Annotated in this window: 22 protein-coding genes; 15 read left to right on the forward strand and 7 right to left on the reverse strand. The window is 66.8% G+C overall.

The genetic code is table 11. The features are described 5' to 3' along the window. Nucleotides 1-6 precede the first annotated feature (6 nt). From AWC31_RS13910 to AWC31_RS13925, 4 genes are read left to right on the forward strand one after another with little or no spacing between them, the layout of a single operon-like run. Nucleotides 7-198: a hypothetical protein gene (locus AWC31_RS13910; protein WP_067853535.1), complete on the forward strand. Its 192-nt coding sequence runs from the start codon at nucleotides 7-9 to the stop codon at nucleotides 196-198. 7 nt (nucleotides 199-205) lie between these two features. After that, complete coding sequence (locus AWC31_RS13915; RefSeq protein ID WP_085144758.1) at nucleotides 206-1,537, forward strand: APC family permease; 1,332 nt, start codon at nucleotides 206-208, stop codon at nucleotides 1,535-1,537. Nucleotides 1,538-1,539: 2 nt separating this feature from the next. Continuing rightward, nucleotides 1,540-2,031: an MSMEG_6728 family protein gene (locus AWC31_RS13920; protein ID WP_067853527.1), complete on the forward strand. Its 492-nt coding sequence runs from the start codon at nucleotides 1,540-1,542 to the stop codon at nucleotides 2,029-2,031. A 51-nt stretch (nucleotides 2,032-2,082) separates the two neighbouring features. Continuing rightward, complete coding sequence (locus tag AWC31_RS13925) at nucleotides 2,083-2,532, forward strand: type II toxin-antitoxin system Rv0910 family toxin (protein WP_067853524.1); 450 nt, start codon at nucleotides 2,083-2,085, stop codon at nucleotides 2,530-2,532. A 9-nt stretch (nucleotides 2,533-2,541) separates the two neighbouring features. Here the strand turns inward: AWC31_RS13925 and AWC31_RS13930 are convergent, their stop codons facing one another. Beyond that, the gene (locus AWC31_RS13930; protein WP_085144759.1) at nucleotides 2,542-4,539 is read right to left on the reverse strand and encodes a peptidoglycan-binding protein; all 1,998 of its coding nucleotides are present in this window, start codon (nucleotides 4,537-4,539) and stop codon (nucleotides 2,542-2,544) included. A gap of 420 nt (nucleotides 4,540-4,959) precedes the next feature. Between AWC31_RS13930 and AWC31_RS13935 the strand changes: the two genes are divergently transcribed. Next, nucleotides 4,960-5,445 (forward strand): hypothetical protein, encoded by a 486-nt coding sequence (locus AWC31_RS13935; RefSeq protein ID WP_085144760.1) that lies wholly within the window; start codon nucleotides 4,960-4,962, stop codon nucleotides 5,443-5,445. A 117-nt stretch (nucleotides 5,446-5,562) separates the two neighbouring features. Here the strand turns inward: AWC31_RS13935 and AWC31_RS13940 are convergent, their stop codons facing one another. After that, complete coding sequence (locus AWC31_RS13940) at nucleotides 5,563-6,369, reverse strand: L,D-transpeptidase (protein WP_067853515.1); 807 nt, start codon at nucleotides 6,367-6,369, stop codon at nucleotides 5,563-5,565. 359 nt (nucleotides 6,370-6,728) lie between these two features. Between AWC31_RS13940 and AWC31_RS13945 the strand changes: the two genes are divergently transcribed. Genes AWC31_RS13945 through AWC31_RS13965 form a run of 5 tightly spaced genes read left to right on the forward strand, consistent with a single transcriptional unit; the run spans nucleotide 6,729 to nucleotide 11,587 of the window. Continuing rightward, a complete protein-coding gene (locus AWC31_RS13945; RefSeq protein ID WP_085144761.1) occupies nucleotides 6,729-9,377 on the forward strand; it encodes a sensor histidine kinase in 2,649 nt (882 codons plus the stop codon). After that, complete coding sequence (locus AWC31_RS13950; RefSeq protein ID WP_067853512.1) at nucleotides 9,374-9,820, forward strand: roadblock/LC7 domain-containing protein; 447 nt, start codon at nucleotides 9,374-9,376, stop codon at nucleotides 9,818-9,820. Before AWC31_RS13945 ends, AWC31_RS13950 begins: the two co-directional genes overlap by 4 nt. After that, nucleotides 9,817-10,194, forward strand: a complete 378-nt coding sequence (locus AWC31_RS13955) for a DUF742 domain-containing protein (RefSeq protein ID WP_110775063.1) — start codon at nucleotides 9,817-9,819, stop codon at nucleotides 10,192-10,194. The genes AWC31_RS13950 and AWC31_RS13955 overlap by 4 nt, the downstream gene beginning before the upstream one ends. After that, entirely contained in the window at nucleotides 10,175-10,759 is a 585-nt protein-coding gene (locus AWC31_RS13960) for a GTP-binding protein (protein ID WP_067853506.1), read from the forward strand. The genes AWC31_RS13955 and AWC31_RS13960 overlap by 20 nt, the downstream gene beginning before the upstream one ends. A gap of 39 nt (nucleotides 10,760-10,798) precedes the next feature. After that, entirely contained in the window at nucleotides 10,799-11,587 is a 789-nt protein-coding gene (locus AWC31_RS13965) for an MHYT domain-containing protein (protein ID WP_067853503.1), read from the forward strand. A 10-nt stretch (nucleotides 11,588-11,597) separates the two neighbouring features. Here the strand turns inward: AWC31_RS13965 and AWC31_RS13970 are convergent, their stop codons facing one another. Genes AWC31_RS13970 through AWC31_RS13980 form a run of 3 tightly spaced genes read right to left on the reverse strand, consistent with a single transcriptional unit; the run spans nucleotide 11,598 to nucleotide 13,433 of the window. Next, a complete protein-coding gene (locus AWC31_RS13970) occupies nucleotides 11,598-12,083 on the reverse strand; it encodes an SRPBCC family protein (RefSeq protein ID WP_085144763.1) in 486 nt (161 codons plus the stop codon). A 3-nt stretch (nucleotides 12,084-12,086) separates the two neighbouring features. Continuing rightward, on the reverse strand, nucleotides 12,087-12,428 hold the full coding sequence (locus AWC31_RS13975) for an ArsR/SmtB family transcription factor (RefSeq protein ID WP_067853496.1): 342 nt from the start codon (nucleotides 12,426-12,428) through the stop codon (nucleotides 12,087-12,089). Nucleotides 12,429-12,461: 33 nt separating this feature from the next. Continuing rightward, nucleotides 12,462-13,433, reverse strand: coding sequence for a LysR family transcriptional regulator (locus AWC31_RS13980; RefSeq protein WP_085144764.1), 972 nt, complete (start codon nucleotides 13,431-13,433; stop codon nucleotides 12,462-12,464). A gap of 76 nt (nucleotides 13,434-13,509) precedes the next feature. Between AWC31_RS13980 and AWC31_RS13985 the strand changes: the two genes are divergently transcribed. Further along, nucleotides 13,510-14,058 (forward strand): DapH/DapD/GlmU-related protein, encoded by a 549-nt coding sequence (locus AWC31_RS13985; protein ID WP_085144765.1) that lies wholly within the window; start codon nucleotides 13,510-13,512, stop codon nucleotides 14,056-14,058. 30 nt (nucleotides 14,059-14,088) lie between these two features. Here AWC31_RS13985 and AWC31_RS13990 read toward each other — a convergent pair whose 3' ends face one another. Then, nucleotides 14,089-15,306 carry a serpin family protein gene (locus AWC31_RS13990; protein ID WP_085144766.1) on the reverse strand — a complete coding sequence of 406 codons (1,218 nt, stop codon included), beginning with the start codon at nucleotides 15,304-15,306 and terminating at the stop codon, nucleotides 14,089-14,091. Between the two features lie 27 nt (nucleotides 15,307-15,333). Continuing rightward, nucleotides 15,334-16,311, reverse strand: coding sequence for a glycoside hydrolase family 6 protein (locus tag AWC31_RS13995; protein WP_067853484.1), 978 nt, complete (start codon nucleotides 16,309-16,311; stop codon nucleotides 15,334-15,336). 186 nt (nucleotides 16,312-16,497) lie between these two features. Between AWC31_RS13995 and AWC31_RS14000 the strand changes: the two genes are divergently transcribed. From AWC31_RS14000 to AWC31_RS14015, 4 genes are all read left to right on the forward strand, one after another. After that, a complete protein-coding gene (locus tag AWC31_RS14000; protein ID WP_085144767.1) occupies nucleotides 16,498-18,216 on the forward strand; it encodes a hypothetical protein in 1,719 nt (572 codons plus the stop codon). A gap of 64 nt (nucleotides 18,217-18,280) precedes the next feature. After that, entirely contained in the window at nucleotides 18,281-19,309 is a 1,029-nt protein-coding gene (locus AWC31_RS14005) for a fused (3R)-hydroxyacyl-ACP dehydratase subunits HadA/HadB (RefSeq protein ID WP_085144768.1), read from the forward strand. A gap of 45 nt (nucleotides 19,310-19,354) precedes the next feature. Further along, on the forward strand, nucleotides 19,355-19,606 hold the full coding sequence (locus AWC31_RS14010; RefSeq protein ID WP_085144769.1) for a hypothetical protein: 252 nt from the start codon (nucleotides 19,355-19,357) through the stop codon (nucleotides 19,604-19,606). 12 nt (nucleotides 19,607-19,618) lie between these two features. Further along, nucleotides 19,619-20,284 carry an alpha/beta hydrolase family protein gene (locus AWC31_RS14015; RefSeq protein WP_085144770.1) on the forward strand — a complete coding sequence of 222 codons (666 nt, stop codon included), beginning with the start codon at nucleotides 19,619-19,621 and terminating at the stop codon, nucleotides 20,282-20,284. The last annotated feature ends 89 nt before the right edge of the window (nucleotides 20,285-20,373 follow it).

Consider the following 20,373-nt stretch of genomic DNA (forward strand, 5'->3'; position numbering starts at 1 on the left):
CCCGGCATGGCGAAGTATCGAGTTCTCAATCCACAAGGTGAAGTCGTCGACACAAAGGACATCGAGAGCGCCGGCGACGCGCACGCTTGGTTCGTCGACCAGAAGGCGAAGCCCGAGCTGGGCTGGCGGATGGAAGTCTTGTCCGCAGACGGCGATTGGGCATTCTTCGACAGCAGTGAGGGTGACCGGAAGTACTGAACCCATCATGACGACCACGCCCGCCCAGCAGGGCGAACTGACCGGCACCAAGCTCAAACGCAAGATCACCGGTCCGCTGCTGTTCCTGTTCATTCTCGGCGATGTGCTGGGCGCGGGCATCTACGCGTTGATGGGCGTGCTGGCAGGCAAGGTCGGCGGCGCACTGTGGGCACCGCTGCTGGTCGCCCTGCTGCTGGCCCTGCTCACGGCAGGCTCGTACGCCGAGCTCGTCACGAAGTATCCGAAGGCGGGCGGCGCCGCGGTATTCGCCGAACGAGCCTTTCGGCAGCCGCTCGTGTCTTTCATCATCGGCTTCTGCATGCTGGCCGCCGGGGTGACCAGCGCGGCCGGCCTCGCGCTGGCGTTCGCCGGTGATTACCTCGCGACGTTCATCGACGTCCCGGCGATTCCCGCGGCCATCGTCTTCCTCGCGCTGGTCGCGGCCCTCAATGCCCGCGGTATCAGCGAGTCGGTGAAGAGCAACGTCGTGATGACGGTCATCGAGCTGACGGGCCTGCTGATCGTCATCGTCGCCGGTGCGGTCGCGGTGGGCCGTGGTCACGGCGACGTCAGCCGGATCGTCGAGTTCCCCGCCGATTCGGTACCGGCGCTCGCGATTCTGGCCGGAGCCATCATCGCCTACTACTCGTTTGTCGGATTCGAAACCTCGGCGAACGTCGCCGAGGAGATCCGCGACCCGAGCAAGGTGTATCCCATGGCCCTCTTCGGCGCGCTCACCGCGGCCGGGGTCGTCTACGTCCTGGTCGGGCTGGCCAGCGCCGCCGTGCTGTCACCGAGCCAGCTTTCGCAATCGTCGGGTCCACTGCTCGACGTCGTGTCCGAGTCAGGGCTGGGGGTGCCCGACTGGGTGTTCAGCGCGATCGCGTTGATCGCGGTCGCCAACGGCGCCCTGCTGACGATGATCATGGCCAGCCGCCTCGCCTACGGTATGGCCGAACATGGTCTGCTGCCGAAGCCTCTGTCCGCCGTACTGCCGCGACGCCGTACACCATGGGTCGCGATCGTGGCCACGACGGCCGTGGCGATGGTCCTCACCTTGATCGGTGACCTCTCGACGCTCGCCGAGACCGTGGTGCTCCTGCTCTTGATCGTGTTCATCTCGACCAACGTCGCCGTGCTGGTGTTGCGCCGAGACACGGTCGACCACAACCACTTTCGGGTCTGGACGGCTGTACCGGTGCTCGGGGTGGCCTCGTGCCTTCTGCTGCTGAGCCAGCAGACGGCCAAAGTGTGGCTGTTCGCAGCCATCCTGGTGGCCGTCGGCGCGGTGCTGTACTTCGTGGCGCGTGTGGCGACGCCGCGCCAGGCCGGAACGTAGGCGTGCAGACGTTCCTTCCCTGCCCCGACTTCGCAGACTCGGCGAAACTGCTCGACCCGCGTCGGCTGGGCAAGCAACGCGCAGAGACCATTCAGGTGCTGAGGGCGCTCACCGTGCCGGGTTACGGTTGGCGCCATCACCCCGCCGCGGCGATGTGGGCGGGGTACGAGGAGGCGCTGGTCCGGTACGGCTTGGCGGTGTGCGAGGAGTGGCTGGCCCACGGGCACAAGGACACGACGGCCGCCACCCTGCTGGCCGATCTGAAAGCGGGAACCGGAATTGCGCGCGTCCGTCAACAGCGTGCGCTGGCGCGCGCGGACGAGTTGCCGCCATGGATCGGCGACCCGGCATTTCACCGCAGCCACAAGTCGTCCCTGCTGCGTAAGGACCCCGAGTTCTACCGGCCGCACTTTCCCGACGTCCCCGACGACCTGCCGTACGTGTGGCCGGTGTCGGACCGGCAACGCCGGGTCCCCATCAGGTCTACCGACTGAGGTACCGGACCAGGGGTGTCTGCGGCGCGGCGATTGGGTACCCCCTCGCCCATGGCAGATGTCGACGTCACACAAACCTCGTCAGCGACACCTGAGCAGGCCTGGAGAATCGCCTCCGACCTCTGGCGTTTCGACGAATGGCTGACCATCTTCGGCGGATGGCGCAGCGAGATTCCCGAGCGGATCCAAAAAGGGACGAAAGTCTCCTCGTGCATCAAGGTCAAGGGATTTCGCAACATCATCCACTGGGAGGTCACCGATTACGACGAGCCGCGCCGGATCCAGTTGCACGGCAGCGGCCGAGGTGGCGTGAAAATCCAGCTGGATCTCACGGTCGAGGACAACCACCCCGGCTCGCTGTTTCATGTGCACGCCGACCTCGGCGGCGGTGTTCTCGGCGGTCCCGTCGGGCGGCTCGTCGCCAAGGTACTGATCTCAGACATTCGCAAGTCGGTCGAGAACCTGGCCGCATTGACCGAGAGGTCGCGGGCGAGCCGCTGACCGTCTCGCCTACCCCGGCACGACGGGTTGGGACACACACCTGCGCCACGTGATCGGGCCGACGATGCCGTCGCTCTCGATGCCTTCACTGGTCTGGAAGTCCCGCACCGCCTGCTCGGTGAGCGGGCCGAAGTCGCCGTCGACGGCGATGGGGTCGGCCTGGCGCAGGTTCATCCGGACCTGCACTCCCCTGACGGCCTCACCGATGCTGCCGCGCCGGACGAGGATGAAGAGCCGAGACCACGTGACCGGACCCACGATTCCGTCGACGGTGATGCCCTGGTTCCCCTGGAACCGGCGCACGGCCTGCTCGGTGACCGGACCGAAGATGCCGTCGGCCACGAGGTCGAACCGCCGCGCGCGCAACAGGTGCTGCAGGATCTTCACGTGCGGCCCGTCGGCGCCGCGGCGCAGTTCGATGATCTCGAACTCCTGTGCCGGCTCGTCGCCGAGCGGGTTGAGTAGGTCGGCGCGGCCCTCGAACGCGAACAGCAGGAGGTCCACCATCCGGAAAGTGAGTGCGTCGGGCCCTAGTGTGGGCCGCCAGTGGGGCTCGCGCACAATGGAATACGTGCTTCCTTCGATGGCCCGGTGGAACACCTCGGCCACGATGCGGCCGCCCACCCCGGTGAGCCGACCGCCGTTGAGCTCGGCTTCCCGCAAGATGTAGATCCACAGTGGCGTGCTGCTGGTGAGCTCGTCGCGCAGCTGCTGGGCCAGACCGGTGAAGTCGACACCGCTGCCGTCGCCCTTGAGAATCTCGTCGGCGGTCAAGGGTGTCACTCCGGCGAGGGCCGCCATCTGCTGACCGCTGGCCAACTTGACCATGCTGCCGCGGACGAGGTTGCGGAACGCGAGATTGGCGTGCAACGGATCGGCCGGCGGCGCTGACTCGCCGAAGGAGCCGGGCGGAAGGTCGGCCAGCGGGTCGGTGAGCTGCGTGTCGATGTTGCGTGCGTTGTTGAACTTCGCGTCCGGTACCGCCAGATCGGGACGCCCCGCCTCGGCGAAGTTGTACAGCCTGCGGAAGTCGGCGATCCAGTTCGACGGCAACGGCCGGTCACCGGCCAGGCCACCGCTGGTCGCGGAGAATCCGAACAGGAAGAACAGGGCCCCGCCGCCGTTGTCGAAGAACCGGTTCCAGTTGTAGGTGTCGCGAATCATGCTGTGCCCAAGCCGGAATGCCGCGACGGAGAACTCGATCGGCATGGTGGGCGCGTCGCCCGCCGCCGGCGACGTCTCGAAGAGAGTGCGGCCATTGGTGAACACGTCTTGCACGATTCCCGGGTCGACGATCCGCGGGAGGTAGTCCGTTTTGAGCATCCACTGGTAGTGCTTGACGACGCTCTCGCGCGCCGCCTCGAACATCGTCGCCGCCGGTCCCGGGGCGACCGTGCCGACCACCCGGTTGTGGAATCGGATGAAAGCAAGGTGGGTCTGGGCCACCGCGAGGTTCTCGTCGTTGCGGTGGTCCGGAATCAGCGCAAGCCGCTGCTGCGGCTCACGAGGCAGATCGTGACCGTCGAAAGCGGGCAGAAAGTCATCCAGCGCCTCCGTGCGACCCATCTTCAGATGCAGTCCGTCGGTGTAGAACTGCGGATCGCCGGTTGGGCCGCGACCGTAGAGCGAATCGAGATCGAGTGCGGGCGAACGTCCTTGGATGAGTTCGTCGACGGTCACATCGGAGCCGAGCTCGCCAACGGTCTTGTCCATCGTCAGGTCGTGGTCGACGAACTGCCCTAGGTAGGTGAAACCGGCCGGGATATCCCCGTCGCGGTCCGGCGTCGTCTCCGTGATCGTTTCCGCCATCGCCGACACGAGACCCGTGGATGCCGGGTCGCCCTGCGGACCGATCCGGGAGAACCGGAACTGGCGCAGCTCGTCCACTTCCGACAGGTGCGGCGCCGGACTCACCGCCGCGCCGCGTGCCCTCGGGTCGACGGCGGCGTCTTCGGTGAGTACGCCCTCCCCGACCACGAAAAATCTGTCTCGGCCATGTCGCATCATGACGCCCCCTTCACGTGTTCATGTACGTGAGGGCAAGTCAAACTGCTGCGGCCATGACGAGTCGTGAGTAGTGAACTACCTCAATCGGAAATCGACGCGCAGCGGGAATGACAGGGACTGACATCGGGTTGCACGGCATGTCAGACGAGGTGTTCGCCGTCAACAGCAAGGGCACCTAGCCCGTCCTTCGCTGGGTTCGGCGACTTTTGCCGGATTCGCATGCCGGCGTAGTGCAGCTGGATGTCGCGCCGCCACCGAACATTTCGGATCGGGAACGGTCCAGTCACGGATCCGGCTCGTTCCGATGCCAACTCGGGAGTCGGTTCGGAACCGTGTAGACGGCTTTCCCTGGTTGGCTTACCGTTCAGCTGCGCTAATTTTCGTGACAGTCATTTCGAGGCATCATCAAGGGAGTCGCCGGTGACGATCAACTTTGCTCAAATCGCCGTGAAAGTGGTTGCCGGCGCTGGATTGTGCGCAGCCGCAGCGGTGTTGAGCCCGCACGCGGCGGCCACCCCGCTGAAGACGGGTGGATACAAGTGCGTCGACATGGCCGCCGGCGCCGCGGGCGCAGCTCCCGCGGCACCATGCAGCGCTGCAGCTGTCGAGGCATCGGGGGTCGCGGCTCCGTTGGCACCGCCGGTGCCCGTCGTCCCGCCCGCGGGTGTGCCGCCGGTGCCCGTGGTCCCGCCGGTGCCCCTCGCGCCACCGCCCGTCCCCGTCGTTCCGCCCGTCCCCGTCGCACCGCCTGTGCCCGTCGCCGGCCCGGTCGCGGCAGCGCCCATCGCCGCTCCGGTAGCCGAAATGGGCGGTGTGGCAACCGGAAAGGGCGTGCCGACCGGCCGACCGGCTGGCGCAGGCGGACCCACACCGGGCGTGCCGATCGAACCCGGGCCCGAGAGCTGAGCCTGCGGTCACCCGCCCCGCCTCACCGATGGCGCTTCGAGCCGGATCCCGGTTCGAAGCGCCATTTCTCTATTGGGAGAATTGTGACAGTTATCCGAATCAGGTACTCGCAGAATGCTATTCCTGCACGATCACCGGATCGCCGACGTTGACCGTGTTGAAGTACCACTCCGCGGCGGCCGGGATCAGGCTGATGCAGCCATGGCTGACATTCTCCAACCCCATCGATGCGACAGCCCACGGAGCGGAGTGCACGAAGATACCGCGCCGCGTGATCCGGACCGCGTAATCCACCTCGAGTAGGTAACCGTCAGCGGCGTCCACGGGTATACCGACACTGCTCGAGTCCATCGTCACCGAGCGCTCTTTCTCCAGCACGGTGTAGGTGCCGACAGGCGTCGGATACTCGGGGCGCCCCATGGAAGCCAGGAGCACGCCCTCCTCGCCTCGGCGCGGAAGGTGGTGCGGGGCCGGCAGTGGGATCGGGGATCCTGCGCCGATCCCGTCGATGGTCACGGTGAAGGTGTGATCGGAGATATCGGCGACGCCGACAACGGCGGCGCCGGTCTGGAACTGCGCCAGCTTACCGCTCACCGAGAGGCTCACCGTGCTGTGCGCGGGCCAGAACTTGTCCGGAACCCATTGCACCACATTGCTTTCGAGCCATTCGAACTTGCCGGTGCGGGCCGGTGTCGACTTCACCGCGATGGCACGCTCGACCGCCGACCGGTTGGCGATCGGCTTGCTGAACGTCACCACGACCGGATGCCCGACACCCACGACATCACCTTGCTTCGGTGCGATCGATTCGATGGAAGAGTTCAGCGGCTGGCTGGCCGCCGCGGGGTCGACACTCGTCGTACCAGCCGAAACGGCCATGGTGACCACGACCAACGCGAGTACACCCTGAATGATCGCCCGCATCAGTCCGATCCCTCTATTACGACCGCCCGGTCTTGAACGATGTCATGGTACGTGCCCGTGGGCCACCGAATGTCCGCTGGTGCGTTGACAATTCGGTCAAGTGTTTGTCACGGAACGGCTACAGCGGCGGCCGCAGTCCACGACCATAGCCGCCGAGCGTGGGGGCTGTGCGCGCAAACGGGGTGGAAACTGTGCGTAGGGCGCACACTCGCGCGACAGCGGATTCGCTAATCAGTTCGAGCGCCAGCGAACGCGCTCTGGTTGCCCCCGTCGATGCAGAATCGTTATCAGTCGTTTACCATCTCCCGGAGCCGAGTCCTACCTGAACGTTAATTAGCTCGGCGGAGGGTGGTACGGCCGTGGATGAAAAAGATCCGAATATCGGTGAACATCCGCGTCCGGCGACGGCGCGGCTGTCGTTCGACGGCTGGCCGTTGCGCTGGAAGGTCGCGGCGACCCTGGTGCTCCCGATCCTGCTCGCTGCGACGTTCGGCGCAGTCCGGATCTCGAACGAACTCACTGCGGCGTCCGAGTTGAGCGTCGCATCCGACAACGCCGTGATCGTCGTGCCCGCGGTCGAGCTGGTCGACCGGCTCGACGCTCTCGCCTACGCCGCCGCCTCGGGTGCGCCGATCGAGGAGCCGCTCGAGCAGTTCGACGCGAGCGCCGAGACCCTGGCGTCGGTGACCACGTCCGCGGAGTTCGACCCTGCGGTAGCCGCCGAACTCGCGACGGCATCTTCGACCGCCAAAACCCTGCGCGACGAGATCACGTCCCGCCCGGTCCCGCAGCCGGAGATCGCCGAACGAGCACGGAGCGTGGCATCTGAGGTCATCGCGGCGATCGCGACGACGACGGCGACCGTCGACGACACGACCGTCCGCCCGCTCGCGGACCAGCTGGTCACGGTTCTCGCGGCACAACGGGCGCTCACCACGCAGCGGGTGCTGGTCGCCACGCCGGGGTTCGTCGATTCGGCCGAGCTGCGGACCGAGGCGGCCGACGCGGCAGGCGCCGAGGCGGCGGCGATCGACCGGCTCGCCCAGTTGACGCTCACGGATGACGCCGCGGCGTTGCGTGACGCATCCGACGTTCGCCGCACGGCCTACACGCGGCCCCTGAACGAGTCCATACCGGCGGCCGGCTTCACCAACGCCATGCAGGCGAGCGTCGACAAGTACCGCGGACTGACACAGCAGCTGTCGTCCGACCTCGACCGCACGCTGCACGACCGAGCCAACGCACTGCGGTCCGACGCCCTGCGTGACACCGCGATCATCCTCGGCGCGGTGCTGACCGCACTCGTCTTCGCCCTCGCGGTCGGGCGCTCGCTCATCCGCTCGATCAACCGGCTGCGCCGCGGCGCACTGCACGTCGCGCAGGTCGAGCTGCCCGAGGAGATCGAGCGTCTCAGCAAGGGTGGCGGCCTGCCGGAGATCACCGCGCTGCCGGTCCGCACCAAAGAAGAAGTAGGGCAGCTCGCGCGCGCGATCGACGACATCCACCACCAGGCCGTCCGCCTCGCGAGCGAGCACGGGGTTCGCCTGCAGATCGGCGACATGTTCGAGACCCTCTCGCGACGGAGCCGGTCCCTCGTGGAGGAGCAGCTCGCGCTGATCGAGACGCTCGAGGTCGACGAGGACGACCCGGTGCGGCTCGAGCATCTGTTCCGGCTCGATCACCTCGCCACGCGCATGCGCCGCAACGGCGACAACCTGCTCGTGCTCGCCGACACGGTGGAACGCCACCGCATGTCGGCACCCGTTCCACTGCCGGACGTGCTGCGCGCCGCGATGTCCGAGGTCGAGGAGTACCGCCGGGTCCAGGTCGGCCCCATCGTCGACGTCTCGATCGTCGGCGCGGCGGCAGGCGACATCGGCCACCTGATCGCAGAACTCCTCGACAACGCACTTCGGTACTCACCACCCGAATCGCCGGTTCTGGTCACGGTCGGGCGCGCGGTCGACGCCGGCGTCCTGGTCGAGGTGGCCGACCGCGGGCTCGGCATGTCCAAGGAGGACATGAGCGCGGCGAACGACCGGCTCGCACTCGGCGGTGAGGTGACATCCGAGACGGCGAAACGCATGGGCCTTTTCGTGGTCGGCCGGCTCGCGCGACGTCATGACGCGACGGTGCGGCTGCGCACCACCAGCCACCTGACCGACCGGCCCGGTGTGACGGTGAGCGTGCATCTGCCCGGCGCGCTGATCGCCCCGCCCGCCGCAATGGGCGACGCACTCGGCGACTCGCCCGCATTCGCCGACACCCCGCGTCACTCCCGCGAACAGATGCAGGCGCCTTCGCACGAGCGCGGCGCTGGGCGGGCACTCGCCGACGACACCGCTGGTGTGCAGACGGCGACGGCAAGCGCACCCCCCGCCGCGGTTCACACCACCAACAACGGCAGTACGCTCCCGAAGCGGTCGCCCGGCGCGAGCGGTGTCAACGGTGTCCCCGCTCCCACGAACGGGCTGTCGGCGCCGCCGGTGCCGCAACCGGCCGACGACGACGGCGCCGAACACCAGTCGCGACCGAACGCGCTGTCCTTCTTTACTTCTTCCCCTACCTCCACTTCTGCCCCGACGCCACCCGCGCCCGTCCGGCCGGAGCCGCCTGAGCCGGCACCGCCCGCGCCCGAACGCCCATGGCTTGACATCGAGTCCGAGAGCGCGCCGATCTTCGAGCGGATGACGTCCGAATGGCTGATGGATCCGGTGGCGCAGGAATCGCGCAGCCGGGCCTGGACGAGTTCGGCGGATGCCCTCTGGGCCGCTGCCGCCAAGGCCGTCGATCAGGAACCCAAACGGCATACTGAATCCGGACTGCCGATCCGCGAACGCGGTGCCCGCCTCGTTCCGGACGACACCAGGCCGGAAGCTCACGCCAGATCCGACGTGGGGAAGGACCCCGCGGCGATCCGCGACGTGCTGAGCCGACAACTGGCAGGCGTTCGCAGAGGCCGAGCCGAAACCGATGCAGCACACCGCCGAATCGAAGGAGACCGATGAACACCGGCACGCAACCACACGCTGGGTCGGCTGGCTCTGCTCCTGCGACCAGACGCACCCTCGACTGGCTCGTGTCCAGCTTCGTCCGCGATGTGCCTGGCGTGTCACATGCGATCCTCGTGTCGGCCGACGGTCTGCTGATGGCCTCGAACTCACACCTTCCCGCTGACCGCGCAGAGCAGTTGGCCGCCGTGACATCGGGTTTGGCGAGCCTGTCGACCGGCGCCGCCCGGCTGTTCGAGGCCGGCAACGTCCGCCAGTCCATCGTCGAGATGGATGACGGTTTCCTGCTGTTGATGGGGGTCGGAAACGGTTCCTATCTCGCGACGCTCGCGTCGGTCTCCTGCGACATCGGGCAGGTCGGCTACGAGATGGCGTTGCTCGTCGACCGCGTCGGCAAGACCGTGCAGGCGACTCCACGTGCCACGCAAGGAGTTCGATGACGCTCAGCATGGACAGGCCTGAGCAGAAACAATCAGCCAGTCGTGCCCGGCCCTACACGCTGACAGGTGGGCGGACCCGCGCGCGGATCGAGATACCGATCGAGGCCTCGGTGGAGGCGCTGGTGTCGAGCAGCGAGCTCGACTGGGCGCCGGGCGACGTCCACTCGGTCATCGTGCAGCTCTGCGCCAGCCGACCGTCGATCGCCGAGATCTCGGCCTACGCCGGTCTGCCCATCGGGGTGACGCGCGTACTGGTCGGTGATCTGGTGGAGAGCGGCCACCTGCGGGTGCACGCCACGCTGACCGACCACACGACCGCAACGGAGCGGCGCCGACTGATCGAAAGGACCCTCAGTGGACTACGCGCACTCTGACGCCGGTGCCACCGTGTCGTCGACGAAGATCGTGATCGCCGGCGGCTTCGGTGTCGGCAAGACCACGTTCGTCGGCGCGGTGTCGGAGATCGTGCCGCTGCGCACCGAGGCCCTCGTCACGAACGTGTCCCACGGCCACGACGACATCGACGCGACGCCGGGCAAAGAGACCACCACGGTCGCAATGGACTTCGGCCGGATCACCATCGCGAGCGATCTCGTGCTCTACCTGTTCGGCACACCCGGGCAACGCCGGTTCTGGTTCATGTGGGACGACCTGGTCCATGGCGCGATCGGCGCCATCGTGCTGGTCGACACCCGCAGGCTCGACGACAGCTTCGCGGCCGTCGACTTCTTCGAGGCACGAAGCCTGCCATTCCTGATCGCCGTCAACGAGTTCGACGACGCGCCGAAGCACACCGTCGAAGATCTCCGCGAGGCGCTCTCCGTGTCTCCCAACGTGCCGATCATCAGTGTCGACGCGCGGCAACGCGATTCGGCGAAGAACGCGTTGATCGCCATCACCTCCTACGCACTGGACCGTCTGCCGACGACCGTGCCCTGATCCCCTGATCCACCAGCCCCACAGTCTTGAGGAACCCTCATGAACCACCATCACGTGCACCACTTCGACATGGGCCTCTGGCTGTTGTTCCTGGCGTACATCGTCTCCGTGACCGGCTCGGTCGTCGGCCTGGCATGCACCCGCTGCGGTGCCCGCGCCGCCACCGAACGCGACCGGTTGCGGTGGCTGTTGATGGCGGCCATCGCGATCGGCGGCGTCGGAATCTGGCTCATGCACTTCATCGCCATGCTGGGCTTCGCGATTCCCAACAGCGTGGTGCGCTACCACCTCGGCTGGACTGTGGCATCCGCGGTGCTGGCGATCGCGGCCGTGTTCGCGGGGTTGGTCACGATCGGCCGCACCTTCGATCTGCGCCGTCTCATCGCCGGTGGCGTGATCACCGGCCTGGCCGTCGCCCTCATGCACTACACCGGCATGTGGGCGATGCAGATCCAGGGCACGATCGCCTACGACAAATTCCTTGTCGCCCTGTCATTTCTGATCGCCGTGGTGGCCGCGACGGCGGCGCTGTGGTTCACCCTCGTCCTCAAGTCGCCGGTGCTGCGGTTCGCCGCCGGTCTCGTGATGGGTGTCGCCGTCGTTGGCATGCACTACACGGGGATGGCCGCGGTCCGGGTCACCGTCGACCGCACCGTGCCGGTTCCCGGTGGGCCCGAGGCGTTCTCGTTCCTGTTCCCGGTCTTCGTGATCGGCCTGCTCGCACTCGTCATCCCGATCACCGCGATCATGCTGGCCTCTGATCGCAACACCGACGACACCGACGCCGAAGCGCGCGCCGTCGCGGCGACCGGCGGCCGGCACCGCTGAGCCCCGCGACTCAGGCGGCGAGCAGTTCGTCGATCTGGTTGATCGCCAACGTGGATCCCTCGACGATGCCCATGTCGAGCACCTGCTGAAGCGCCTCGGCGGACTCGAACGTGCTCACGTAGGTAGCCCGCGTACCGCCCTGGTGTTCGGCGAACGTATAGACGTTGCGCGACACCGGCATATCGGGGTTGGGGTTCAAGTCGATGTCGGCGAAGCCGTCGAGGAATTCCAGGCTTCTCGGCTCGTCGACGGACGTGATCTCCCAGTATCCGGCGTGCTTGTCACCCTCCGGTCCGGTCATGTAGTACGTCACGCGGCCGCCGGGCGTGAGGTTGTGGTCGACGACGGTCGCGGGATAAGTCGGCGGGCCCCAAACCTTTTCGAGCTGGCGCGGGTCGGCGTAGACCTGCCAGATCCGTTCGACGGGAGCCGCGAAATCTGCGGTGATCGTCAGAGTCAGCTTGTCGATGTCGTGTTGGACGTCTGTCACGGGCATGGTTCAGTTCTCCTTGGTCGTGTCGGATGAGATGAGTTCGTCGATGCGTGCGATGCGGCCACGCCAAACCTGCTCCAGCTCAGTGAGCATCGAACCCACCGACCGCACCGCATCCACGTCACCACTGGCCAGTTGCTCGCGACCACTGCGTCGCTTGGTGATCAGACCAGCCTTTTCGAGCACGGCAACGTGCTTTTGCACTGCGGCGAAGCTCATGTCATACTTCGTCGCGAGCGCGGAAACCGAGTGCTCCCCGGCCAGTACTCGGCGCATGATGTCGCGCCTCGTACGGTCGGCGAGCGCGTGGAACAGGGCGTCCGCCCGATCCTCGTCCTGCTCGGTCACACCACAAACATACAACCAATCGGTTGTAGGTTGTCAAGAGTCAGTTTCGGCGAGACTGCCTGTCGCGGCGTCGGCCCATGACGGCAACCAGACGTCCGGCTCGTGGCACCCAGGCTTGTGCAGCGCGCCGAGGTAGTTGCGCAGGGTCGCCAGACCAGGGTGTGGGTTGGCGCTCAGCCAGACGAGCGAGTGCGGGTAGACGGGTGTGGGGTTGCGCAGCGGTATGCGACGCAATTCGTACCAGGAAGGCCACAGATAGCGGTCGCGTTTGCCCACCACAGTGGCGATATCCGTTGCTTGGCAGAGTGTTTCGAGAAGGGCTTCGTCACCGAAGTGCGGCCCGCGCCCGTCGATCGTGAGGCCGAATGCGTCGGCCAGCTCGTTATAGAACGCCGCCCACTCCGTGCCGGCAGCGATGCCCGGGATCCAGATCCGATGCCCCGCGACGGCGCGTGGGTCGATGCTGGTTCTGCTCGCGAGTGGATGCTTGGGCCCGACGAGGAGTTCCAGTTCATGGTCGATCGCACGCGCTGCGGTCAAGCCGTCCGGCATGTCCGCGGCCGGCATCGTCACCGCCCGAAACGAGGCATCGACACTTCCGGAGTGCACCGCGGTCAGCGCTCCGGCGAGGGTGTTGTTCGGCAACGTGACGACTTCGACGTCCAGCTCGGGATGGGCGAGATGAAAGTCCTGAAGAACAACTGATGGCGCGACGCGGCGATGGGGCACATCGACGCGAAGTGGCCGAGCCTCGGGCCGGACCGACTGCCTCGCGCGTTCCGCGGCGCCGAGCAGATCCTGCGCATGCGGAAGGAACGTCTGGCCGTCGCTGGTGAGCCGCACGCCGTGCGGGGTGCGCGTGAACAGCACGGCCCCGATGTCGTGCTCCAATGCGGCGACACGCTTCGAAACCGCTTGCGGTGTAAGGCCTAACTCGTCCGCCGCGGCTTGGAACTGACCCAGGTCGGCCGCGGCGACGAATGTGCGTACGCCGTCAAGATCCAACGCTCAACGCCTGGTTGTGACGGGCATGCGTGTCGGTTGATTGCCGCGCCGTCATGGCCGCTGATGAGATCGGTGCATGCCCTATTTGACCTCCGGCCGCCTCTACATCCAAACCCCCGAGTGGGAACGTGTTGCCGAACGGATCCATCACGTCACCACACTCACGTCGCGGCTCAACCTGCTTGCGTTCGACGCCGCCGAAGAGCGAGCGGCGCTGTTGGCCCAGGTGTTCGGCGGGCCGCTCCCGAAGACCGTCACGGTGTATCCGCCGTTCTTCACCGACAACGGGCTCAACACCACCTTCGGCGAGAACGTCTTCGTCAATCAGGGATGCACGTTCTTCGATCAGGGCGGCATCAGCGTCGGCGCCGGGACGATGATCGGACCGAAGACGAATCTGATCACGTCCGGGCATCCGGTTCCGCCCGCCGAGCGGCGCGAGTACATCCTCGCCGCACCCATCGTCCTCGAAGACAACGTGTGGCTCGGCGCGGCCGTCACGATCCTGCCCGGTGTCACGGTCGGCGTGAATTCGGTGGTCGGCGCCGGAGCCGTCGTGACCAGAGACGTGCCGCCGAACACGGTGGTGACCGGCGCGGCGGCATCGGTGCGCACGAGTTGGTGAGCGCGTGCTCGGAACGTCCGCGTCAGGCGGTCATCGAACCGGGACGGGTCGCGGTGGGCCGGGGTCGTCGGGCTCGATCTCCTGCGGCTCGGTGACCCAGGCGCTGAACACCGGCACCCCGCGCCATGCGGTCGGCCCGTCATCTCTTGCGGCGCAGGCAAGCACCGCGTAGGGGCGGTTGAAGCGCAACTCGATGCGCCGCACCAGTACCTCATGAAATGACGGCATGCCCGCTGCGCGCAGGCCCATCGCGGTCACCGCCGCGGCCTTGAATCCGGTGCGCGAGTATGACGCGATGGCCGTCTGCTTTGCGGTGAAGCTCACCGGCAGATCCTCTCGCCGAGCGAAACCGGTCAACGTGTCGAACACCATGGGCACGCCGGGAGCGTCCGCGAGGTCGTGGTTGCTCGTCGCCGACCACGCCGGCAGAAAACTGCGAAACTCCGCCTGCACCTGCGGACCGCCGGATCGTTGTTCGCGGCGTTCTGTCACCGTCCACGCGTGTCCGTCGGTGAGTTCTTCGGCAGGCAGCCGACGCGCACCTCGCTCGTCACCGCGAAGCATCGCGGCAATCTGGTGGGCCGCCGTGTCCACGTCGCGGGGTGAAACGTCAGGTGCTGCAATAACACTGAGCACCTCCAGCGCCGACGACGAGTACGGTGCCGCCACCGCGACCAACCCGGCCGCGTCGGTTTCGGCCACCAGCTGCAGGCCGTGCTGAAGCGACAGGGCCCGGTTGACCGCGGTACCGAATTCGCCGCCGAGCTCCTCAACCGTTCCCAGTGGGGTGCCCCAGCGAATATCCGTCGCCAGCGCGGAGGCGAGCACGAGCCGAACCAAACTGTCGATGTTGAGCGGGAATTCGTCGATCAAGCCGTTCGTGCGAGCGCTGGCCCAGGCGTTGGCGCGCGCCTGATCCGGCACGCGCCCGCGCTCCACCACGTCGGGCAGTGTCTCGGCCCATGCGTCGAAAGCCGGCCCCAACTCGCGGTCCCACACCGCCGCGATCGCAGACACCGCGGGGTGCGGTTGGCTCAACAGGCTGCGCGCCCGATCTGCGGCGTCGTCGACCGTCGTGCCGAGGACAGCCTCGAGATCGCCGCGGCTCGCTCCCCCGGCCGCCGGACCGACCAAGGCCAACAGGAGCCATGCGCCCAACGGCGACGTCACCGCGTGCCCGTCGAGCAATCGCCTGTTGAACTGGGCCGCGTAGGCAGACACGATCTCGGAGGTCTCGACGCCCGGCATGCCTGAACCTTATCGGCGGGGTGGCCCCTACTGACCCGCGTTGCGGGCCAGGTCGATCGCGTACTGGTTGACGAACGTGCCGGCCGAGGCTTCTCCGCTGCCGCACGACCCGTCGGACTCACCCGGCCGCTTGACCCACAGGTACGCGTCGGCATGCGGGCTTGCGGTCGCCGTGGTGGGCGGCACCCCGAGCGCGCGGCCCGGCGGGTTGCACCACGAGTCGCTGTCGACGGGCCCGAGTCCGTTGCGCGACGTGTCGATCACGTAGTGCGCACCGTTGGTCATGCCGGAAATGGCCTCGCCGTAACCGGTCGACTCCTCGGTGGTGAAGAAGTTCGCGGTGTTGAGGCTGAACCCACGGGCCTTGGCCACACCGACCTCGTTGAGCCTGGCGGCCATGTCCGGGGCGGGCACCCACCGCGGATGGCCGGCGTCGACATAGACGGCTGTGCCCGGATTGCGGGTGAGCGTGTCGACCGCGTAGCGCATCAGGTCGAATCGTTCCTGACGCTGATCGGCCGACAGGCAATCGGCCATGGCCAATGCGTCAGGTTCGAGAATGACCGCCGCACGTCCGCCGCCGATGGCGGCCGCGACGCCGTCGATCCAGCCGCGGTACGCATCGGCCGACCCGAACCCGCCCGCGGCGTAGCTGCCGCAATCGCGATGCGGGATTCCGTAGAGAGCCAGGATCGGCATGGTGCCTGCCGCCTGGGCGTCGGCGATGTACTTCGCATCCACGGAAGGCGTCGAGATGTGGTCCATCCAGTACGCGGTCGGCGTGTTGGCGATGGCGGCCAGCTCGGGGCTCGGGTCGCTCTTCGACGCGCGCATGGCCTTGGAATTGGGATTGACGTAGAACGGCATCCCGACCAGCGGGTTTCCGTCACTGGCCAGGCGGACCGCCGGGCCCGAACCGACCTGCGTCGGCGCGGCGGCGAAGACCATCGCAACCGCAAGGAACGGGAGAATCCATCGCGCGACTGCACCAGCAGCTGAGGACATCACCCCAGGGAAATTAGTGGGTCAAAGCGGTGAGTGCCAATCCTCCCTGTCGGCGCAATCTGCCAAAAAGCCCCGGATGACATCACGCGCTGTCATACATTGAGCCGGCGTGTGTTCGCGACGGCCGGCACTCCCGCCATCGACAGGCGCGAACAGCACCGTGGAATGTCAAGGGGGACATTGAAAATGGTGGATGCTCCGCGCTGCACGAACTACGCCAGACGTCGACACATCCGGTACGGCCTGGCCACCGCGGCGATCGGGGTGGGCATCGGCATCGGACTCGCGAACGGCCAGGCGGTGGCGTGGGCCGAGCCCGATTCATCAGGCAAGTCGTCGAGTCAATCGAGTGCGGAATCCGCCGCCGGCCCCAAAAAGCCCGACCACCGGCCCCGTCACGAGCGATCGTCGACAGCGACGAAGCCGCGTGACACCGACACCGACACAGGGCGTGGCGAGCCCGCATCGGATGCGGCGAAACCGTCGCTGTCGCAACCAGACTCGGTGACGAAGAAACCGTGGGAAAGATCGCGGCCGGTCAAGGCGACCGACCCCGGCCGTATACGACTTGCGGAACCCAGCAGACCGCTGACCCTCAACCTGCCCGCGGTAAAGGACGTCACGAAAGCGCTGACGGAGCACAAGCTTCCGGTGAAAGCGCTCGACGCCCCAGCCGTCACACGAGCCACTCCCAAGCCCGTCGTAAAGACGCCTCCCCTGTCCGCCAAGGTCGCCGCGGCAGCCACGACCACCACGACTCCACCCGAGCCCGAGCCGTTGTCGCCGATCGCCGAGATCGCCGCGCTGCCCGGTCGCGTCGTCAACACGGTGCTGCAAGCGCTGGACATCACGTCCTCGGCGAACGGCCCGAAGAGCCCGCTGGACTTCGCACCGATCAACGACGCGTTGTTCGCGGCGTTCCGGGATGTCGAGGACAAGCTCGGGCTGACCAAGCCGCCGGACGTGCAACCGATGCCGCCGACGCTGACCTACACCGGCCCGACCACCGGCAACACTCCGACGGTCGCACAGTTCCTCAACGCCTCGACCACCGCATATGTGCTCGGAGGTACCCCGGGCGGCCTCAAGCCGTTGACGGTCGACGGCAAACAGGTGTCGCAGACCAATGTGCTGACGGGCATGTCCGGAAAGGCGTGGGTGACGCCCGATGGCCAGATCATCATCGCCTACCAGGGCACGACGGGCGGGACGAACCTGCTGTTCAACCCACTGATCGCGGTGTCCCAGGTGATCACCGACGTGCAGGTGGTGTTCACCGACACCACACCACAGGCGTTCAGGGATGCGCTGGCCTTCCAGCAGGAGGTGGAGGCTGCCGCCATCGCACAGGGCTACCGGAGGGAAGACATCTTCGTCACGGGACACTCGCTCGGCGGTTGGGAGGCCGCGTACGTCGCTCAACAAACCGGCCTGGGCGGCATCGGATTCGAGAGCCCAGGCCTGAACACCACGGTGCCGGGCAACGGCGCCAACTCCGGCTTCGTCAACGTCCTCACCTATGGCGACACCGCGGGCTACTTCTCCACCGATCTGCCGGGTCTGCAGCCGTTCATGGAGTATGTGCCCGGGGGCGGAAGCAAGCCGCATTACGGCTCGATCGTGATGATCGGCAATCCCGACGCCGCCACGCCGTTGATCAACGCGTCAGCGCTGTGGGGCACCGGTCCGATCGGGAACGCGATCTTCCTCGCCGACATTCTGGGCAACTTCCTCCAGTACCACCTTCCCGGCATCCAGGCCTACCACCTGGGCGTCACCCCGGACCCCGGCGTCGTGCCGTGGCTGGGATACGCGTCGGGGCCGGTCAACGCCGACTACGCCGATATGACGATTCCGGAACTGCAAAAAGCGGCATCGGACGCCGGGACGTTGTTCGTGCCGTAGCGCTCGCACGTTAGTGTGCTTTGGTCGGCCTCAGCGATCCGCCGATAGAAAAGTTGAGCATTTCATGACTGCAGCACCGGAAGCGTCGGCGATCGAAGCGCGAGTCGGCCATTGGTACCAAATGGACGATCCGTACCTGGTCGGCCGTGAGAAGGTGCGCGAGTACGCCCGTGCCGTGCAGGACTACCACCCCGCGCACTGGGATGTCGACGCTGCCGCGGAACTGGGTTACTCGGGTCTGGTGGCGCCTCTGACGTTCACGTCGACCCCGGCCATGGCCTGCAATCGCCGCATGTTCGAATCGATCGTCGTCGGCTACGACACCTACGTGCAGACCGAGGAAGTCTTCGAGCAGCACCGCCCGATCGTGGCCGGTGACGAACTGCGCATCGACGTCGAACTGACGTCGGTGCGGCGGATCGCCGGCCGCGACCTGATCACCGTCACGAACACGTTCACCGATCCCGCGGGCGAGCGCGTGCACACCCTGCACACCACGGTCGTCGGTGTCACCGCCGAAGACGTCGACCCGACGATCAAAACGGCCGTGCAGAAGGCCATGATGCACGACGTCAACATCCTCGACGTCGGGGAATCCGAAGCCGCCTACGAGAAGACCGTGCGACCCGAGGGCGAGATCCGCATCGCCGATGGCAGCAACCGCAGGCCGGGGACGCCGTCGTTCGATGACGTGAAAGTCGGCGACGAGATTGCCGTCCACCACACCCGGCTGTCGCGCGGTGACCTGGTGAACTATGCCGGCGTGGCCGGGGACGCCAACCCGATCCACTGGGACGAGGACATCGCCAAACTCGCCGGCCTGCCCGACGTGATCGCCCACGGAATGCTCACCATGGGTTTGGGCGCCGGATTCGTCTCGGCGTGGTCAGGTGACCCGGGTGCGGTCACCCGCTATGCGGTCCGACTGTCCGCCCCCGCGATCGTGTCGGCTGCGGAAGGCGCCGACATCGAGTTCAGCGGCCGGGTCAAGTCTTTGGATCCGGAAACCCGCACCGGCGTCGTCATCGTCGCCGCGAAGTCCGCCGGCAAGAAGATCTTCGGTCTCGCAACACTGGACGTCCGGTTCCGCTGACATTCGGCCCGGTGGCCTCGGCGCAGGATCGGCTACCGTCGAGATATGTCTCAGTCCCCCGCTGAAGGTCTCATCGACGAGGTAGCCCCCGGTGACATCGTCGCCCTCGATCGCGGAACCGGTGAACGGACCTACAAGGTGGTGCACAAAGAGTCGACCGCATCCGGCTTCCTGATCACGTTCGAAGGCAATGACGGCGAGACCTTCCAGAACGAGATTGCGGCCGGCACGCCGGTCAAACGGTCATTGGAGTCCAAGTGGGAGTCGGCCCAGAGCCCGACTCCGCATGCTGAGTAATCAGTTGATGTGATGGACACGGTCGAGTACGCCCCCGGACGCCTGGCCGATGTGTTCGGTGAGCCGTCCCAACCGACAGCACTGTTCTGGCATGGCATGCAGCCCGACTCACGCGCGGCCGTGCGCGTTCTGGCCGAGGCCCTTGCCGATCTGGATCTCGCGGTGATCGCGCCGGATTGGAATTCGCACAACCCCGACGGCGGGCGTGCAGACCTCATCAACTCGGTGGAGTTCGCCCGGAAGCAGGCCGACGGTCTCGTTCTCATCGGCTGGTCGTTGGGCGGCGTCGCCGCGGCGGGCCTGACGCTACGCGCTGCCGAGTTCGATGTTCGTGTGCTGCACACCGTGTGCCTCGGCGGTGCGTTCATGGCACCGGATCCGATCTCGGGTGGTCATGTCCTGGACGAGGTGCCCGACGGTGCTTCTCGCACACCGTTCACGCTGCTGGTCGGCGATGCCGACGATATCGTGCCGGATTCTGCTGCAACGGAATTCGCGACAGCGTTGCGGGCGCGCGACTGGCCGGTCGACATCATCGAAGTGGCCGCCGACCACGGATCGATAGCAGGCGCACGCTATGACCCGGCCGCCGAGCGGTACGAGCCCGCGGATGACGCCGCAACACATGTAGTCGTTCAAGGCATCGCGGCACGCATTGCCACGGCGGTGCGCGGCTAGGGACTGACTGCGCCCGGGACGCCGAGCTTGGCGCGAAGCCGCGGGTCGAGCAGACCAACGACGGACAGGTAGTTGAAACAAGGCCAACT

Origin of the sequence: Mycolicibacterium wolinskyi (assembly GCF_002101965.1) — a bacterium.
Lineage (GTDB): Bacteria > Actinomycetota > Actinomycetes > Mycobacteriales > Mycobacteriaceae > Mycobacterium > Mycobacterium wolinskyi.